Below are 14,184 nucleotides of genomic sequence, written 5' to 3'. Positions count from 1 at the left end.
TTCCCACAGGCTAGTGCGCGGTGACCGTCGTCGCAGCGCGCGGGATGCGGCGAAAGAATTCGTGTGCGAACGGGAATACGAGCGACTGCAACGGGGTTAAGCTGGGAGGCTGGCCGTTCTGCCTGTCGCAGGTCATGTAGGCAACCCGACCGCCGTCGGCGCCCCGTTCTCACAACGCAGTTTCTTCGAGGAGACCCATGTCTGCCGTTCACACCGGGTCCACCGCAATATCCAAGAGCTCGGGTGCCATCCCCCGCAAGGACATGGCGGTCATCTGGGTGCTGCTGATCGCCGCCTTCGTCGCCATCCTCAACGAGACGACCATGGGCATGGCGATCCCGCATCTCATCTCCGATCTGCAGATCACGCCGCTCGCCGCGCAGTGGGTCACCAGCGCGTTCATGCTCACGATGGCCGTGGTCATTCCGACGACCGGTTTCCTGCTGCGCCGCTTCACCACGCGGCAGATGTTCCTCACCGCTCTTTCACTGTTCTCTGCCGGCACCCTGCTCGCCATTGCCTCGATCGGGTTCCCGATGCTGCTGGTCGCACGGGTCGTGCAGGCATCCGGCACGGCGATCATGATGCCGCTGCTGATGACGACGATCATGAACCTCGTGCCGGCGGCTTCCCGCGGCCGCATGATGGGTCGCGTCAGCGTCGTGATCTCGCTGGCCCCGGCGCTCGGTCCGACGATGTCGGGCTTCCTGCTCGATCACTTCGGCTGGCGTGCGATCTTCGTCGTCGTCCTGCCGATCGCACTCGTCGCCATGCTCATCGGCTGGCGTTTTCTGACCAACGTCGGCGAGACCATGCAAGCTCCCCTCGATGTGCTCTCGATCATTCTGTCGGCATTCGGCTTCGGCGGTCTCGTCTACGGACTCAGCCAGATCGGCAGTCTCGGCAGCGGCGCGAGCGCCGTTCCGTTGACGATCGCGCTCGTCGTCGGCGTCGTCGCTCTCGCGCTGTTCGTCTGGAGACAGCTCGTGCTGCAGCGCGAGGATGATGCGCTGCTGGATCTGCGCATCTTCCTCTCGAAGGACTTCTCGCTCGCGATGGCCCAGATGTTCCTGCTGTCACTCGCGTTCTTCGGCAGCATCACGATCATCCCGCTGTTCCTGCAGGATGGGCTTGAGCTCAAGGCGGCGGATGCTGGGCTGGTCGTACTCCCGGGCGCCCTCGCGATGGGGCTTCTGGGTCCCGTGATCGGTCGAATCTACGACAACCGCGGCACTCGAATCCTTCTCGTTCCCGGATCGATCCTGGCAGCATCGATGCTCTGGATGTTCACGACGCTCACCGTCGACAGCTCGGTGTGGCTGGTGCTGGTCGCGCAGACGTTCCTGTCGGTCGGTCTCGCGCTGTCGTTCACTCCACTGTTCACTGCGGCGCTGGCATCGCTGAAGCCGAAGTTCTACTCTTACGGCAGCGCGGTCATCGGCACGATCCAGCAGGTTGCGGGAGCGGCCGGCATCGCCGTCATGATGGCAGTCTTCACCACGGTATCCGCGGCAGGCGGCGGCACCGAGGTCCCGGCAGCAGTCGCTTCGGCGACGCGTGTGTCACTCACCATCGGAGCGATCATCGCGACCGTCACGATCGTCGGCGCCTTCCTCATCCGCAAGCCGGAGGACACCGACGACGAAGCGCCGGCACACGCCGCGCACTGAGCGGTTCAGTCGGTCTTCTCTACCGCCGGAGCGTGAGCCGAAGAACCGGGCAGTGTGCAGATTCCGTCGGTGCACGCCCCGGCGTCGCTTTCCTCACCGAGGATCTGAAGCCCGGGGAACGCCGCGAGCGGTTCCGTGCCGTGCGACTTCTGCGAATCGTTCATCCCTCGATGCTACGCGTCCACGCGCGACCCGGCTCCGGCCGGCATCGGCGGCGGCACGGTGTAAAGTCCCGCGCATGACCACTGACACGTCGGACAGCGGCCGCGACGAGACCAGCAACGAACGGGCGGATCGCAACTGGGACGAACTCATGCAAGAGCTGCGCGTCATGCAGACCGGCACTCAGATCCTCACCGGGTTCCTGCTGGCCGTCGCATTTCAGCCGTTGTTCCCGAAGCTGGATGACCTGCAGCGCGGCCTCTATGTCACGCTCGTGCTGCTCGCTGCGACCGCGACGATACTCGCGCTCGCTCCGGTGGGCATGCATCGTCTGCTGTTCAGGCAGCGTCGCAAGCCACTGCTCGTGCGAGTCGCGCACCGGGTGATGCAGGCGAACCTGGTCGTGATCGGTGCGGTGACGGTCGGCGTGACCGTGCTGATCATGGATATCGCCATCGGCCGCACCGCCGCGCTCGTTGCCGGCGCTGGCGGAGTGATTGCGATCGTGGTGCTCTGGATCGCGATCCCGATGATGTTGCGGCGCCGATCGCTCGATCCACCCGGATTCGAGACCCGCAAGTGACCGCTGACGCGTAGCGTGGCTTTCACTGCGCGATGACCGCACAATGCACCCGATGAAAGGCCCGCCATGGCTGAGAAAACCGCTGGACTGTCGAAAGACGAACGCGACGCTGTCAAGCAGCGTGCCGCAGAGGTGCGTGCGCAGGAGAAGGCGGGCAAGAGCCGCGCTGCTGGCGAAAAAGCAGTGCGCGAGGCGATCGACGCGATGCCGGATGACGACCGCGTGCTCGCCGAGGGAATCGACCGGATCGTCACGGAGGTCGCGCCTCACCTGGTCCCGAAAACCTGGTACGGCTTTCCCGCCTACGCCACGGCAGAGGGCAAAATCGTCGTCTTCTTCAAGGCCGCGTCGAAGTTCACCAGCCGCTACGCGACGATCGGATTCGAAGAGGCGGCGCAGCTTGACGACGGCGACCTCTGGGTGACCTCCTTTGCTCTGCTCGCGCTGACGCCGCAGACCGAGAAGAAGATTGCCGAGCACATTCGCAAGGCTGCTGGCTGAGCATCCACCCGGCACCCTTCGCAGGAGCGCTGCACGGCCAGAACATGTGAAACCCCTCAGAGTCAGGGTCCCCAGGTTGAATGCATCGCGCGGGTGAGGAATCGTGGCCGGGACACCGCTCCGAATGGTGCGGTGTTCGCAACCGGAAGGAAAGCTGGATGCTCACCCTCACCGAGAATGCCAACACGATTGCCGCGACCATCGTCGCGCAGCAGAGCACGACGCCGGATGCCGGACTGCGCATCCATTCGTCGGGTACCGAAGAAGAGCCGCGCTTCGCGGTGACGATCGCATCGACTCCCGAGCCAGGTGACGAGGTCATCGGCGATGAGGCGATCCGCGTCTTCCTCGAGCAGGCCGTTGCCGAGGCGCTGGACAGCAAGGTGCTCGATGCCACAGTCGACGAGCAGGGAGCTGTGTCGTTCACACTCCTCCCGCAGCCCGTCTGACCCATGTGCACGAGAAGAGCCGCCGTCATTCGTGACGGCGGCTCTTCTGCGTCCTGAGACGTCTTCAGCATCCGGCGCCGTATACCGCGCAACGCATGCCGACTGCCCTAGCGTGGAGGGATGCTTCGCCGCCTCGTGTCCCGCCTGTTCTGGAAGTGCAGCCGCTGGACGCTGAAGACCGAGCCCGCCCCCTCAGAGCCGACAGTTCTGATCGGCGCCCCGCACACATCGAACTGGGATTTCGTGCTCATGCTCGCGATCTCCTGGCGCCTGGGCATCGATGTGCGCTGGCTGGGCAAGAGCAGCCTGTTCGCGGGTTGGCGCGGACCGATCATGCGGTCGATGGGAGGAATCCCCGTCGATCGCGCTGATCCCACGCGCGTCGTCACAGACGTGGTCACCCAGGTGAAGGCCGGAGAGGTGTTCGGGCTCGTCGTCACCCCCGACGGCACACGGCGGGGGCACACGCACTGGAAGTCGGGTTTTTATCGCATCGCTCGCGAGACCGGGATGCCGGTGACGCTCGGCTACGTCGATCGCACGACGATGACCACGGGCCTCGGCCCCACGCTGGTACTCACCGGCGATATCTCCGCCGATATGAATCGCATCCGTGACTTCTACGGCGACAAGTCGGGCCTGCGTCCGCAGAACCGCATCGAACCGCGTCTGCGAGATGAGGCGGAGCAGGCCTGACGTCTGCTCAGGCGCCGTTCCTCGCGGGGCGAGGCTTGGCGCTCCACAGCGACAAAGTCACGCGGTGCAGCATCCCGACGAAGACCACCGCCCAGACGATCACCGCGACCACGAGTGCGACGCGGCCGACCGCACCTGCGGCGGGCAGTTCATCGGCGGTGCCGAGCGAGATCGAGGCCACGGCGAACATGCCGATCGGAAACACCATCGACCACAGCGTGGCCACGTAGCGCAGCGGCACGCGGTGCACGGCGTGCCGCCAGAAGCCGGCACCCACCAGCAACGGGATGAGCCAGAGGCAGAACACCCAGAAGATCACCACCGTCGCCGCGATCAGCGGGCGCACAGCGTCGACGAGCGGCGTGCGCTCCATCTGCACGATGTTCGCTCCGGCGACGACCGCGATCGCAAGTGCACCCATCGCGACCCAGTAGGCGGGGTCGAACTGCTGCGGGGTGACGCCGAAGTGCACGACCCGCAGCAGCACGAGCATCGCCATGGCCGCGTACAGGATGACCCCGACTGACCAGGCGAGCACGGCGAGCAGACCCACCCATTGCGCGACGGACGTGTCCACCTGCGGGCGCAGCTGCGACATGCCGATGGCCAGCGACTGACTCGCCACGGCCCAGATGAACCAGGTGCCGTTCACGCGGGCGAGGATCTGCTTGCCGTCACGGGTCATGAGCACCTGCCACGGCAGCAGATAGCCGAAGACGAACCAGAGCGCGCCCGCCAGCAGGAACAGCGGGATCGCGACGGCCATCATGCCGTCTTGAGCGAGTCGCACGCCGAGCACATCGGTAGCCGCGACCACCGTGAAGTAGGCGAAAGCGATCTCCGGATTGCGCAGATCGGCGAGAACTTCATGACTGAAGGCGATTGCACGCCAGATGTAGAGCACCCACAGCACGACATAGAGCACCGCGGCGATCCACATCATCACCTGCGAGAACGCAAGAGCGCCCACGTCGTGCAGGCCGATCGAGACGATTCCGGTGCCCATGACCGCGGCGAAGTAGCCGGGGGCGAGATGCGCTATCGGGTGGCGTGCGTGCGATGTGCGGTCATGCGGCACGAATTCTGCATGTTCCACAGCATTCGCCTCTCTCGTGCGGATCAGTCCCAGTCGAGGTATTCCTCGATCACCACGGCGGTGTCGATGGGGTGCGTCGCAGGGAAGAGGTGATCGGCGCCGGAGATGCGGGTGATGCTCGCACGCTCGGGTGCGGTCGCCTGCAGCTGCTCCGCATTGGCCGCGGGGGTGACGTCGTCGTGCTCGGCCTGGATGATGAGCACGGGGATGGCGGGCGCGAGAGCAATCTGCGCGTTCTCGACGCCGAGCAGCAGGAGTCCGTTGACCCGGTCGATGTGCTCGGCCGCAAACACGCGAGCAACGGTGCCGCCGAAGCCGTGACCGCCGATCCAGGTGTCGGCGAGGCCGAGGTGGTCGATCACTGCCATGGCGTCTGCGGCGCGCTCGCTGTTGCTGAGTGCTGCGTCGGATGCTGCGCGAGAGCCGATGCGCACGACGTGGAAGCCGGCTTCCTCAGCCAGGTAGTGCGAGATGACGCCGAGGCCATCGGCCTTCAGGTCGCGGTCGGTGATCAGCACGAGCGAGACGGGCCCCTCGCCCTCGTCGACGTATGGCACGGCACGGCCCTCGGGCTCGAAGATGCTCAGCTGGGTCACGATCGGGTGCGCTCCTGTATCGGTCATGATTCTTCGGTTGTCAGATCAACCGTATTCATGCAGTCTCAGGCAGACAAGTCCCGCGCCGTGGGATCAGTGCGCGCAGCAGTCGTCTTGGCATCCCTCGGCGTCGCGTTCACCGGTCAGCATGGTCACGGGCGTGGCACAGCAGGCGTCGCCCTTCCACGCCTCGATACCCTCGCGCACGGCGACGACAGCGATCACCAGAGCCGCCACGGAGTCTGCCCACGCCCAGCCCAGCAGGCTGTTCAGCAGCAGGCCGGCCAGCAGAGCAGCGCTCAGATATGCGCAGATGAGGGTCTGCTTCGAGTCGGCGATCGCTGACGCTGAGCCGAGTTCGCGGCCAGTGCGCCGTTCGAACCAGCTCAGGAAGGGCATCACGATCAGACTCAGTGTCGCGATCGCGATTCCCACAGGCGAATGCTCGGGGTCGTGCAGCCCCGTCAGCGATAGCACGGCGTCGACGGACACGTATGCGGCGAGGCCGAAGAACGACACGGCGATGATGCGCAGCGCGACCTTCTCGCGCTTCTCGGGTGTCGGCGAGGCGAACTGCCAAGCGACCGCCGCGGCAGAGAGGACCTCGACGATGGAATCGAGGCCGAAGCCGATCAGGGCTGCCGAGGATGCGATGTTCCCCGCGATCAGCGCAATCGCGGCCTCGATGACATTCCAGGTGATCGTGATCGCAACGACGATCCTGATCCTCCGTCGAAGCACCGCGGTACGCGTCGGTGTGAGAACGGCTACGGCGGTCACGCCAGAGCCTCCGGGTCGCAGCATCCGGCGACTGTGCATGTCGGATCGACACAGGAAGCGTTCTCGTCCACGGCGAGTGTCGCGTCGACCAGCGCGGTCAGCGCGACCGTGAGGTGCGGATCCGCGATCTCATATCTGGTCTGTCTTCCCTCCGGCTCGGCGACGACGATTCCGCATCCGCGCAGACAGGCCAGATGATTGGAGACGTTCGTGCGCGTCAATCCGAGATCGAACGCAAGCCGGGCCGGATAGCCGGGACCGTTCAGCAGCGTCAGCAGGATGCGGGAGCGCGTCGGATCAGCCATGGCGCGGCCTAGCCGGTTCATGACGTCGACGCGCGAAGAAATGGTCAGCATGTGATGACTATACAGCGGATGCTGACCTGTTTGCCACTCAACGCACAATCGCCGGTGCGGTGTGTCTGAGCGGCGCACGCACCCCTGGCAGACCCAAGATGGGGATATGTCAGTTTCTGGATCGCCGTCGCGCACGAAGGGTTCGACGAACCGGGGCGCACTGTCGGTGCCCCCGCAGAGCTGGTGGTCGCGGTTGTGGAGTCCCTTCTGGGCGCTGCCTCTCGCGTCGATCATCGGTGCCTTCTGCCTGGGGATCGTGGTTCCGATATTCGATGCGCTGATCGCCGAACACGTTCCCTTCCTCTTTCAGGGCGGCGACGATGGCGCTCGCACGATCCTCGGGGCGATCGCTGCGGCGACGATCTCTGTCACCGGCCTGGTGTTCTCGATCACGATGGTCGTGCTGCAGCTGTCGAGCAGCCAGTTCACGCCGCGCGTCATCGGAAGCTTTCTCGACAGCAGAGTGGCGCAGTTCACCTTCGGCGTGTTCACGGGAACCTTCGTCTTCGCGTTGACGGTGATGCGGTCGGTGGGTCGGCCAGACTCCGACTCGCCTGTCCCCCAGACTGCCGTGTCGCTGGCGTTCGTCTTCGTTCTCGCCAGCGTTCTGGTTCTGCTGTTCTTCATCCACCACATCACGAACTCGATCCAGGTCAGCAAGGTGCTCGCCGACATCGGCGACCACGGCGTGGGCCGCATCATCGATCTCTACTCGGAGGACGAACGAGATCTGGATTCGCAGAGTTGGCAGCGTCCGTCGAGACCGCGCCGGATCGCTGTCTACGCGGAAGACCGCCACGGGTGCACCTCGCAGATCAATTTCTCTCACCTGGTCGCGCTGGCCGAATCAGCGGATGCTGTGATCGAGATCACCCAGCCGATCGGCCGCTTTCATGCCGAAGGCCAGCTGCTTGCGGAGATGTGGATCAACCCGTTGCAGGATGATGACTCGAACGACGGACCCGAAGAGCGCGAGCGCGCGATCGCCAAGCGAGTCGCCAACTGCTTCTGGTTGGAGGCTGAGCCCAGTGCGCGTCAGGATCCTTCGTTCTCCTGTCAGCAGATCGTGGACATCGCTCTGCGGGCGCTCTCACCGGGTGTGAACGATCCGACCACGGCCGTGCAAGCCCTGAACGAGGTGCATCGGATGGCGCGCGCGGCGGTGCTCCGCACGGAACCCGCATCGGCGCTGCGCGACGATGATGAGAACATTCGCGTGATCTACCAGCCATTCGGGGTAGGCGTTCTGCTCGACCTCGCTTTCGATGAGATCGCCTATTACGGCCGCGACGCACCGGCAGTGCGGGCGCGCATCGGCGATGTGTTGGACGACCTGTCAGAGAACTGCCGTCCTGCTCACCGCAAGCGCATCGCCAAAAAACGGCGCGAGATCAACAAGATCTTTGCCGGCAAGACGCCCGAATAGAGCTGTGCGCGCACGAGGCGTCTCTCTGTCAGCTGCGGCAGACTGAGAGCGTGGATGACTTGCGTGTGATGCCGGGGCCTGGAGCACCCCATGGTCTCATCGTGCCCGCCAGCGAGCTCGTCGAGCAGTTCTCGCGGTCGTCAGGGCCGGGAGGGCAGGGTGTCAACACCACGGACTCCCGTGTGCAGCTGAGCATCGACCTGGCGACCACGAGTGCGCTCAGCGAGCCGCAGCGCCGGCGCGTGCTGGAGCAGCTGGCTCCGAAACTTGCGGGCACGGAGCTCATCATCAGCGCCAGCGAGCACCGATCACAGCGCCAGAATCGGCTCGCAGCGAGGGAGCGACTGGCCGCGATGCTCCGCGAGGCGATCATGCCGAAGGTCATCCGTCGCGCGACGCGGCCGACGAGAGGCTCTCAGCGGCGACGACTCGAAGGGAAACGCCAGCGCTCAGAAACCAAGGCTGCCCGTCAGCGCCCGGGCGATTCGGACTGATTCATGGTGGTGCGGTCGCATCAGCCGGCGCATTGAGCCAGCGCGCGGCGTACAGTACGCAAAGGAGCTGACGTTGGTTCCCCGAGGATGGGAGTCCGGATGTCCGGCACCGCTGAACCACCCGCTGCTTATCACGTCATGCCAGCGAGACGCCCCGACGGAAAGGATGAGCTCCTCACTCTGGGGCTGCTCGCCGGGTCCACGATGGAGAACGAGCGCCGGTTGCCACTGCATCCTCACCACCTCGACCGGATCGACCCTGACCTGCGAGCGCGAATGATCGTCGAGCGCGGTTACGCGGCTGAGTTCCAGCTGGAGCCCGGATACGTCGAGTCACGCGTCGGGCGAGTGGCTGAACGGGCTGAGGTGATCGAGTCCGCCGATGTTCTGTTGCTGCCCAAGCCGCAAGCGGCCGAAGTGGCCGCAATCCCTGAGGGCCGCGTCCTGTGGGGATGGCCCCACTGCGTGCAAGATGCGCAGATGACCCAGACCGCCATCGATCGGCGGCTCACCCTCATCGCTTTCGAAGCGATGAACCACTGGACACGCAAGGGGGATTTCAGCCTCCACGTCCTCCACAAGAACAACGAACTCGCCGGATACTGCTCCGTGCTGCACGCATTGAGCCTCGTAGGGTCGACGGGCGACTACGGTCCGCGACTCAGTGCGGTCGTGATCGGTTTCGGGGCGACGGCGCGCGGCGCCGTCACGGCTCTCAGCGCGCACGGGATTCATGACATCCAGGTGCTCACGCAGCGAGACGCCTCGGCCGTCGGCTCGCCGATCCACAGCGCGCACATCACTCGGCTGCAGACCGATGACGGCCCCGCATATCTCAGCTCGGTCCTCACCGACGACGGACAAGTCCGACTGCCGACTTTCCTCGCGTCGCACGACATCGTGGTCAACTGCACGCTGCAGGACCCGCTCGCGCCCATGACCTACCTGCGCACCGAAGATCTGAAAGAGTTCGCTGCCGGCAGCCTGATCATCGATGTCTCATGCGATGAGGGTATGGGTTTTGAGTGGGCGAAACCTACAGAATTCAACGACCCGATGTTCACCGTCGGACAGGGTGTGAACTACTACGGCGTCGATCACAGCCCTTCATTCCTGTGGAACTCGGCCACCTGGGAGATCAGCGAGGCCATCATGCCGTTCCTGCGCGCGGTGATGGAGGGTCCGTCTGCGTGGGCGAAGAATCTCACCATCTCGCGGGCGATCGAGATCGATCACGGAGTGATCAAGAACCCCAGCATCCTGACTTTTCAGAGCCGTTCCGCAGAGTACCCGCACGCACGACTGTCCACGTCTTGAGGCGTGCGGTCACCGCACCGGCGTGACGGTGACGGCTCCATCGCTGGGGTTGGGTTGCCAGCGTTGCGCCGGAGCGTACGTGCTGCCCGTGCGCTGAGGAGTCGAGCAGAACTCGAATTCGGTTCGCAAAATGGCGACGGTCGTCACATGAGCGTCCTTTCGGAAGAGCAGCCATTGCGAGTGATCGGCGGTCTCGAAGTCGACTCGCGTCGCGGCATCGATGAAGGCTGCGTGGACATCCTCCGGCGGGCCGTCGTACGGGCACAGGATGAGTAGCTCTTGCCACGAGCGTCCGGCCACATCGGCTGGCAACTCGAAAGTGCGACCGTTCCAAACCAGGTCTTTGAGTTCGCCCTCGAATGAGTCTGATGCCGAGCAGCCGGATAGCGCTCCCGAGGCCACGATCACCGCAGCGACGACTGAGATGCATGCTTGCGAGCGCTTTTGTTTCCACATGTTGGCTCCAACCGTAGGTCAGCGGCCCGCGTGCGTCCTGAGAGCCGTGCGCGCTGCTTCCGGGGATTCATCGGCGTCACACGATCGCTTCATGTGCCCTGTTACAGTGACGCCGTGCCTGAAAACGACGCCAAGCGCCCACGCGCCTTGCGCAGCGCCACTGATGATGCGCGCTTCGCTGCCCGCTACGCCACGATCGACGAAGTCGCCGAGTTGCTCGGGGTGACGCCGGTCAGTCTGCGTCAAACCCTTCGACGGCGCCTGGCCGATGAGGCCTCGCAGACCGGGGATGTGTTCCCTGAACCGATCGGCAATGTCAGCGGCTACCTGTGGGATCGTGACGACCTCACGCCCGAGGCTGTCGAGGCGTGGATGAACCGCCCTAAACGAGGATCGTGGCTCCACAAATCAGAGCCGAAGGATCCGTCTCCGCAAGCAGGCGACGCCGCGAGCGGGTGAAGGGCAGTCAGCTCTTTGGGAACCGCTTCCGCAATGCGTCAAGCGCCTGCTGAGCTCCGCGACGCACGTCGATCTCGGGATCCTTGAGCAGGATGCGGATGCCGTCCATATCTTCCAACGTGCCCACGGCCGCCAGAGCCTTCGCCGCGGCGACTCGCACGCGGGGAACCTTGTCGGTCAGCAGTGCTGAGAGCTCGGATGCTGCGGACAGTTCACGGGCGGCGACAACTCGTGCGCTCATCTCGCGCACCCGCCACGCGGGGTTGTTCATCGCGTCGATGATGGCAGGAGCAGCAGAGTCGTTCCAGACGTAGAGAAGCGCCCGCGCACCCCAGAGCTCGGGCCAGTACAGGACGGGGGCGCCGTCGAGAATGCCCTGGGCATGATCGCCCCCGACGTAGAGCAGAAAGTCTTCGCCCTCGTTGTTGCCAGCGAGCAGCGAGAGCGATCGTTCGACGACACTCGGCTCCCCGTATCTCTCGACAGCAGCCGCCAGCCGCTTTTTCGGGGGAAGGTCAACGGGGACTGACGGGGACTCTGCTGATTCTCGGGGCACGATTTCCACCCTAGGCTCTCCCGGCGGGTGTCGGCCCTCGTGCACCTGGAGATCTGGCCAAGGCGACTCGCCCTGCATGACACGATGGGACCATGAGCCAATCGATTGACCAGTGGGAAGCGTCGATCAGCGAGCTCTGGGCACGTGCGGACTCGCTCGATCGCGAGGAGGGCGTCGCTGCGATGCACGACTTGGCCGCGGACTGCCCAGCTGACGATGGCAGAGCAGCTTTCGAACTCGCTGGAATGTACGACTCTATGGGGTTCGAAGCGCAAGCCGGTGCCGAGTACGAGCGCGCTCTCGAACTGGGCCTTGATGATGCCCGGCACGCGCAACTCGCCGTCCAGTACGGATCCACTCTGCGGAATCTAGGCCGCCTTGATGAGGCGATCGCCGTCCTGCGTTCTACGCCAACACATGACTCCACCGGCACTGCACCGCGCATCGTCTTGGCCTTGGCGCTCCACAGCGCTGGCCGCAAGGACGAAGCGCTGCGAGTAGCCATCGAAGCGCAGGCAGAAGCCCTGCCCCGCTACCAGCGTTCAATGCGCAACTATGCCGCGGCCCTCACTGAGACGCCTCGACCTTGAGGGTTTGATCCCTGGTACTTGGTCAGCAGCTCTGCCGGCAGATGGCACGAGTCCTCGGGGAAGCGATCGAGCCGATGCTGATGTTCTTGCGCGCTGGGTAGATAGTTGGCGAGCGGCAGCACTTCGACGGCGATGTGATCAGCATCCTCTCGCGCCGCGACGAATGCCCGCGCCTCGTCGCTAGACGTTAAACCTGAACTCCACCGAGTTCCGGTACAGAGCAACCTCAGATGGAGTTCGACTCGACCGCACCTTGTCGGGAAAGTCATCACAAGTGTTCGTCATGAACCGATGTCGAGCGTCTCGCTCCACCCCGCGTCCGCGAGGACCTGCTGCAGAGCGTCAGCAGCGCTCACCGTGGCATCGAATACTGACTCATCCAGGGCGGTGATCCGGTCGGCACTGCGGTACCAGGACGCGACATCGGTCTCCGACACCTCCGCGGCCAATGCCTTCGTTCGATGCTGTTCGAGCGTCTCGTCGAGGTCGAGTTCATAGCAGTAGCAGCGAGTCAGACCAGCATGATCTTCTCGCAGCTGAGCGAGCATTTCGCCATAACTCTCGGAATGCAGGATGCCTTCGATCACGACGTCGAGACCGTTGTCGAGCGCGAACCGCGCCGACAGATCGATGTACGGCACGCTCAACGCACCCGGATGGTCGCGAACATGGAGGATCTCTCGCCGAAGCACGTCATGGCCGATGATCGCCACGCCGCGCGGTCGCGCAGCTCAGATCGCCTGCGCCAAATGCGACTTCCCGCTGCCCGAGTTCCCGCGGATGATGATCAGACGAGAACTCTCCGAGCCGGTCACCCCAGAGGTCATGCGACCTTCAGCGGCGTGATCGCAGCGACTTTGTCGCGCAGCGCTCGACGCTCGAGTCGTAGCTCGTAGTTCGACTGCAGATTCATCCAGAGCTCCTCGGACGTTCCGAAGTAGCGCGCCAGACGGATCGCCGTGTCCGCCGTGATCCCCCGCTTGCCGTGCACGATCTCGTTGATCCGGCGCGGCGGCACACCGATGGACACGGCAAGCTTGTTCTGCGTGATACCGAAGCCCTTAATGAAATCCTCCATCAGGATCTCTCCCGGGTGGATCGGCTCGATCAGGTCGCGCTCAGTGGTAGTCGACAAGTTCGACATTGTCCGCACCTCCCTCTCTCCAGACGAAGCAGAGACGCCATTGCGCATTGACGCGGATGCTGTGCTGCCCGCGTCGGTCGCCGACCAGACGCTCCAGGCGGTTGCCCGGCGGGACCCGGAGGTCCTCGACATCCTTCGCCGCATGGATCAACTCGAGCTTCCGCATGGTCGCCCGCTGCACCGACCGGTCGACGCCCTTGACGTACTGCTCATGCCAAATGCGCTCGGTATCCTTGCTGCCGAACGATCTGATCACGAGACCAGTGTATAACGGATTCCGTCATTAACGCTAGACGTTAAACCGGAACTCCACCGAGTTCCGGTACAGAGCAACCTCAGATGGAGTTCGACTCGACCGCACCTTGTCGGGAAAGTCATCACAAGTGTTCGTCATGAACCGATGTCGAGCGTCTCGCTCCACCCCGCGTCCGCGAGGACCTGCTGCAGAGCGTCAGCAGCGCTCACCGTGGCATCGAATACTGACTCATCCAGGGCGGTGATCCGGTCGGCACTGCGGTACCAGGACGCGACATCGGTCTCCGACACCTCCGCGGCCAATGCCTTCGTTCGATGCTGTTCGAGCGTCTCGTCGAGGTCGAGTTCATAGCAGTAGCAGCGAGTCAGACCAGCATGATCTTCTCGCAGCTGAGCGAGCATTTCGCCATAACTCTCGGAATGCAGGATGCCTTCGATCACGACGTCGAGACCGTTGTCGAGCGCGAACCGCGCCGACAGATCGATGTACGGCACGCTCAACGCACCCGGATGGTCGCGAACATGGAGGATCTCTCGCCGAAGCACGTCATGGCCGATGATCGCCACGCCGCGCGGTCGCGCAGCTCAGATCGCCTGC

The 14,184-nt window shown here is 64.3% G+C and carries 21 protein-coding genes; 10 read left to right on the top strand and 11 right to left on the bottom strand.

Annotated features, from left to right (window positions below; genetic code table 11):
- Positions 1 to 197: 197 nt before the first annotated feature.
- Positions 198 to 1,670 carry a DHA2 family efflux MFS transporter permease subunit gene (locus FM104_RS06590; RefSeq protein WP_087130644.1) on the top strand — a complete coding sequence of 491 codons (1,473 nt, stop codon included), beginning with the start codon at positions 198 to 200 and terminating at the stop codon, positions 1,668 to 1,670.
- Between the two features lie 5 nt (positions 1,671 to 1,675).
- Here FM104_RS06590 and FM104_RS16475 read toward each other — a convergent pair whose 3' ends face one another.
- Entirely contained in the window at positions 1,676 to 1,834 is a 159-nt protein-coding gene (locus tag FM104_RS16475; RefSeq protein ID WP_179206702.1) for a hypothetical protein, read from the bottom strand.
- 74 nt (positions 1,835 to 1,908) lie between these two features.
- Between FM104_RS16475 and FM104_RS06585 the strand changes: the two genes are divergently transcribed.
- The 4 genes from FM104_RS06585 (at position 1,909) to FM104_RS06570 (ending at position 4,061) form a co-directional block, all read left to right on the top strand.
- Positions 1,909 to 2,415, top strand: coding sequence for a DUF6328 family protein (locus tag FM104_RS06585; protein ID WP_087130643.1), 507 nt, complete (start codon positions 1,909 to 1,911; stop codon positions 2,413 to 2,415).
- Positions 2,416 to 2,481: 66 nt separating this feature from the next.
- Entirely contained in the window at positions 2,482 to 2,916 is a 435-nt protein-coding gene (locus FM104_RS06580) for a hypothetical protein (RefSeq protein WP_087130642.1), read from the top strand.
- 158 nt (positions 2,917 to 3,074) lie between these two features.
- Positions 3,075 to 3,365: a Fe-S cluster assembly protein HesB gene (locus FM104_RS06575; RefSeq protein ID WP_087130641.1), complete on the top strand. Its 291-nt coding sequence runs from the start codon at positions 3,075 to 3,077 to the stop codon at positions 3,363 to 3,365.
- Positions 3,366 to 3,485: 120 nt separating this feature from the next.
- Entirely contained in the window at positions 3,486 to 4,061 is a 576-nt protein-coding gene (locus tag FM104_RS06570) for a 1-acyl-sn-glycerol-3-phosphate acyltransferase (protein WP_087130640.1), read from the top strand.
- Positions 4,062 to 4,068: 7 nt separating this feature from the next.
- Here FM104_RS06570 and FM104_RS06565 read toward each other — a convergent pair whose 3' ends face one another.
- The 4 genes from FM104_RS06565 to cmtR form a co-directional block, all read right to left on the bottom strand.
- Complete coding sequence (locus tag FM104_RS06565) at positions 4,069 to 5,157, bottom strand: tellurite resistance/C4-dicarboxylate transporter family protein (RefSeq protein ID WP_256971546.1); 1,089 nt, start codon at positions 5,155 to 5,157, stop codon at positions 4,069 to 4,071.
- A gap of 23 nt (positions 5,158 to 5,180) precedes the next feature.
- On the bottom strand, positions 5,181 to 5,780 hold the full coding sequence (locus FM104_RS06560) for an alpha/beta fold hydrolase (protein WP_256971545.1): 600 nt from the start codon (positions 5,778 to 5,780) through the stop codon (positions 5,181 to 5,183).
- A 66-nt stretch (positions 5,781 to 5,846) separates the two neighbouring features.
- A complete protein-coding gene (locus FM104_RS06555; RefSeq protein WP_179206701.1) occupies positions 5,847 to 6,557 on the bottom strand; it encodes a cation transporter in 711 nt (236 codons plus the stop codon).
- The gene (cmtR, locus tag FM104_RS06550) at positions 6,530 to 6,889 is read right to left on the bottom strand and encodes a Cd(II)/Pb(II)-sensing metalloregulatory transcriptional regulator CmtR (RefSeq protein ID WP_087130638.1); all 360 of its coding nucleotides are present in this window, start codon (positions 6,887 to 6,889) and stop codon (positions 6,530 to 6,532) included. Before cmtR ends, FM104_RS06555 begins: the two co-directional genes overlap by 28 nt.
- A 106-nt stretch (positions 6,890 to 6,995) precedes the next feature.
- On the opposite strand from cmtR, the gene FM104_RS06545 reads away from it, so the two are divergent.
- From FM104_RS06545 to FM104_RS06535, 3 genes are all read left to right on the top strand, one after another.
- A complete protein-coding gene (locus tag FM104_RS06545) occupies positions 6,996 to 8,315 on the top strand; it encodes a DUF2254 domain-containing protein (protein WP_087130637.1) in 1,320 nt (439 codons plus the stop codon).
- Positions 8,316 to 8,365: 50 nt separating this feature from the next.
- Positions 8,366 to 8,809 (top strand): alternative ribosome rescue aminoacyl-tRNA hydrolase ArfB, encoded by a 444-nt coding sequence (gene arfB / locus FM104_RS06540; RefSeq protein WP_087130636.1) that lies wholly within the window; start codon positions 8,366 to 8,368, stop codon positions 8,807 to 8,809.
- Between the two features lie 138 nt (positions 8,810 to 8,947).
- Positions 8,948 to 10,126: a N(5)-(carboxyethyl)ornithine synthase gene (locus tag FM104_RS06535; protein ID WP_179206700.1), complete on the top strand. Its 1,179-nt coding sequence runs from the start codon at positions 8,948 to 8,950 to the stop codon at positions 10,124 to 10,126.
- A 9-nt stretch (positions 10,127 to 10,135) separates the two neighbouring features.
- On the opposite strand, the gene FM104_RS06530 is transcribed toward FM104_RS06535, so the two are convergent.
- On the bottom strand, positions 10,136 to 10,582 hold the full coding sequence (locus tag FM104_RS06530; protein ID WP_087130634.1) for a hypothetical protein: 447 nt from the start codon (positions 10,580 to 10,582) through the stop codon (positions 10,136 to 10,138).
- Positions 10,583 to 10,696: 114 nt separating this feature from the next.
- Between FM104_RS06530 and FM104_RS06525 the strand changes: the two genes are divergently transcribed.
- Positions 10,697 to 11,041 (top strand): hypothetical protein, encoded by a 345-nt coding sequence (locus tag FM104_RS06525; protein WP_143738268.1) that lies wholly within the window; start codon positions 10,697 to 10,699, stop codon positions 11,039 to 11,041.
- A 7-nt stretch (positions 11,042 to 11,048) separates the two neighbouring features.
- On the opposite strand, the gene FM104_RS06520 is transcribed toward FM104_RS06525, so the two are convergent.
- Positions 11,049 to 11,597 carry a HEAT repeat domain-containing protein gene (locus FM104_RS06520; RefSeq protein ID WP_256971543.1) on the bottom strand — a complete coding sequence of 183 codons (549 nt, stop codon included), beginning with the start codon at positions 11,595 to 11,597 and terminating at the stop codon, positions 11,049 to 11,051.
- A 92-nt stretch (positions 11,598 to 11,689) separates the two neighbouring features.
- Between FM104_RS06520 and FM104_RS06515 the strand changes: the two genes are divergently transcribed.
- Positions 11,690 to 12,187, top strand: a complete 498-nt coding sequence (locus FM104_RS06515) for a tetratricopeptide repeat protein (RefSeq protein ID WP_087130631.1) — start codon at positions 11,690 to 11,692, stop codon at positions 12,185 to 12,187.
- A gap of 281 nt (positions 12,188 to 12,468) precedes the next feature.
- Here FM104_RS06515 and FM104_RS06505 read toward each other — a convergent pair whose 3' ends face one another.
- The 4 genes from FM104_RS06505 to FM104_RS06490 all read right to left on the bottom strand — a co-directional run bounded on the left by FM104_RS06505 (position 12,469) and on the right by FM104_RS06490 (position 14,153).
- Entirely contained in the window at positions 12,469 to 12,900 is a 432-nt protein-coding gene (locus FM104_RS06505) for a kinase (RefSeq protein WP_087130630.1), read from the bottom strand.
- A gap of 110 nt (positions 12,901 to 13,010) precedes the next feature.
- Positions 13,011 to 13,331, bottom strand: a complete 321-nt coding sequence (locus tag FM104_RS06500; RefSeq protein WP_087130629.1) for a HigA family addiction module antitoxin — start codon at positions 13,329 to 13,331, stop codon at positions 13,011 to 13,013.
- Positions 13,306 to 13,587: a type II toxin-antitoxin system RelE/ParE family toxin gene (locus tag FM104_RS06495; RefSeq protein WP_087130628.1), complete on the bottom strand. Its 282-nt coding sequence runs from the start codon at positions 13,585 to 13,587 to the stop codon at positions 13,306 to 13,308. The genes FM104_RS06500 and FM104_RS06495 overlap by 26 nt, the downstream gene beginning before the upstream one ends.
- A 134-nt stretch (positions 13,588 to 13,721) precedes the next feature.
- On the bottom strand, positions 13,722 to 14,153 hold the full coding sequence (locus FM104_RS06490; protein ID WP_087130630.1) for a kinase: 432 nt from the start codon (positions 14,151 to 14,153) through the stop codon (positions 13,722 to 13,724).
- Positions 14,154 to 14,184 lie beyond the last annotated feature (31 nt).

Origin of the sequence: Microbacterium esteraromaticum (assembly GCF_900163815.1) — a bacterium.
In the GTDB taxonomy this organism is placed as follows: Bacteria; Actinomycetota; Actinomycetes; order Actinomycetales; family Microbacteriaceae; genus Microbacterium; species Microbacterium esteraromaticum_B.
Note: the sequence above shows the minus strand (reverse complement) of the source record. Positions and strands in the feature narration are given on the sequence as shown.

Coding starts and splice junctions, on each gene's coding strand:
- FM104_RS06590 (WP_087130644.1), top strand. CDS start 198: ATGTCTGCCGTTCACACCGGGTCCACCGCAATATCCAAGAGCTCGGGT.
- FM104_RS16475 (WP_179206702.1), bottom strand. CDS start 1,834: ATGAACGATTCGCAGAAGTCGCACGGCACGGAACCGCTCGCGGCGTTC.
- FM104_RS06585 (WP_087130643.1), top strand. CDS start 1,909: ATGACCACTGACACGTCGGACAGCGGCCGCGACGAGACCAGCAACGAA.
- FM104_RS06580 (WP_087130642.1), top strand. CDS start 2,482: ATGGCTGAGAAAACCGCTGGACTGTCGAAAGACGAACGCGACGCTGTC.
- FM104_RS06575 (WP_087130641.1), top strand. CDS start 3,075: ATGCTCACCCTCACCGAGAATGCCAACACGATTGCCGCGACCATCGTC.
- FM104_RS06570 (WP_087130640.1), top strand. CDS start 3,486: ATGCTTCGCCGCCTCGTGTCCCGCCTGTTCTGGAAGTGCAGCCGCTGG.
- FM104_RS06560 (WP_256971545.1), bottom strand. CDS start 5,780: ATGACCGATACAGGAGCGCACCCGATCGTGACCCAGCTGAGCATCTTC.
- FM104_RS06555 (WP_179206701.1), bottom strand. CDS start 6,557: ATGCTGCGACCCGGAGGCTCTGGCGTGACCGCCGTAGCCGTTCTCACA.
- cmtR (WP_087130638.1), bottom strand. CDS start 6,889: ATGCTGACCATTTCTTCGCGCGTCGACGTCATGAACCGGCTAGGCCGC.
- FM104_RS06545 (WP_087130637.1), top strand. CDS start 6,996: ATGTCAGTTTCTGGATCGCCGTCGCGCACGAAGGGTTCGACGAACCGG.
- FM104_RS06535 (WP_179206700.1), top strand. CDS start 8,948: ATGCCAGCGAGACGCCCCGACGGAAAGGATGAGCTCCTCACTCTGGGG.
- FM104_RS06530 (WP_087130634.1), bottom strand. CDS start 10,582: ATGTGGAAACAAAAGCGCTCGCAAGCATGCATCTCAGTCGTCGCTGCG.
- FM104_RS06515 (WP_087130631.1), top strand. CDS start 11,690: ATGAGCCAATCGATTGACCAGTGGGAAGCGTCGATCAGCGAGCTCTGG.
- FM104_RS06500 (WP_087130629.1), bottom strand. CDS start 13,331: ATGTCGAACTTGTCGACTACCACTGAGCGCGACCTGATCGAGCCGATC.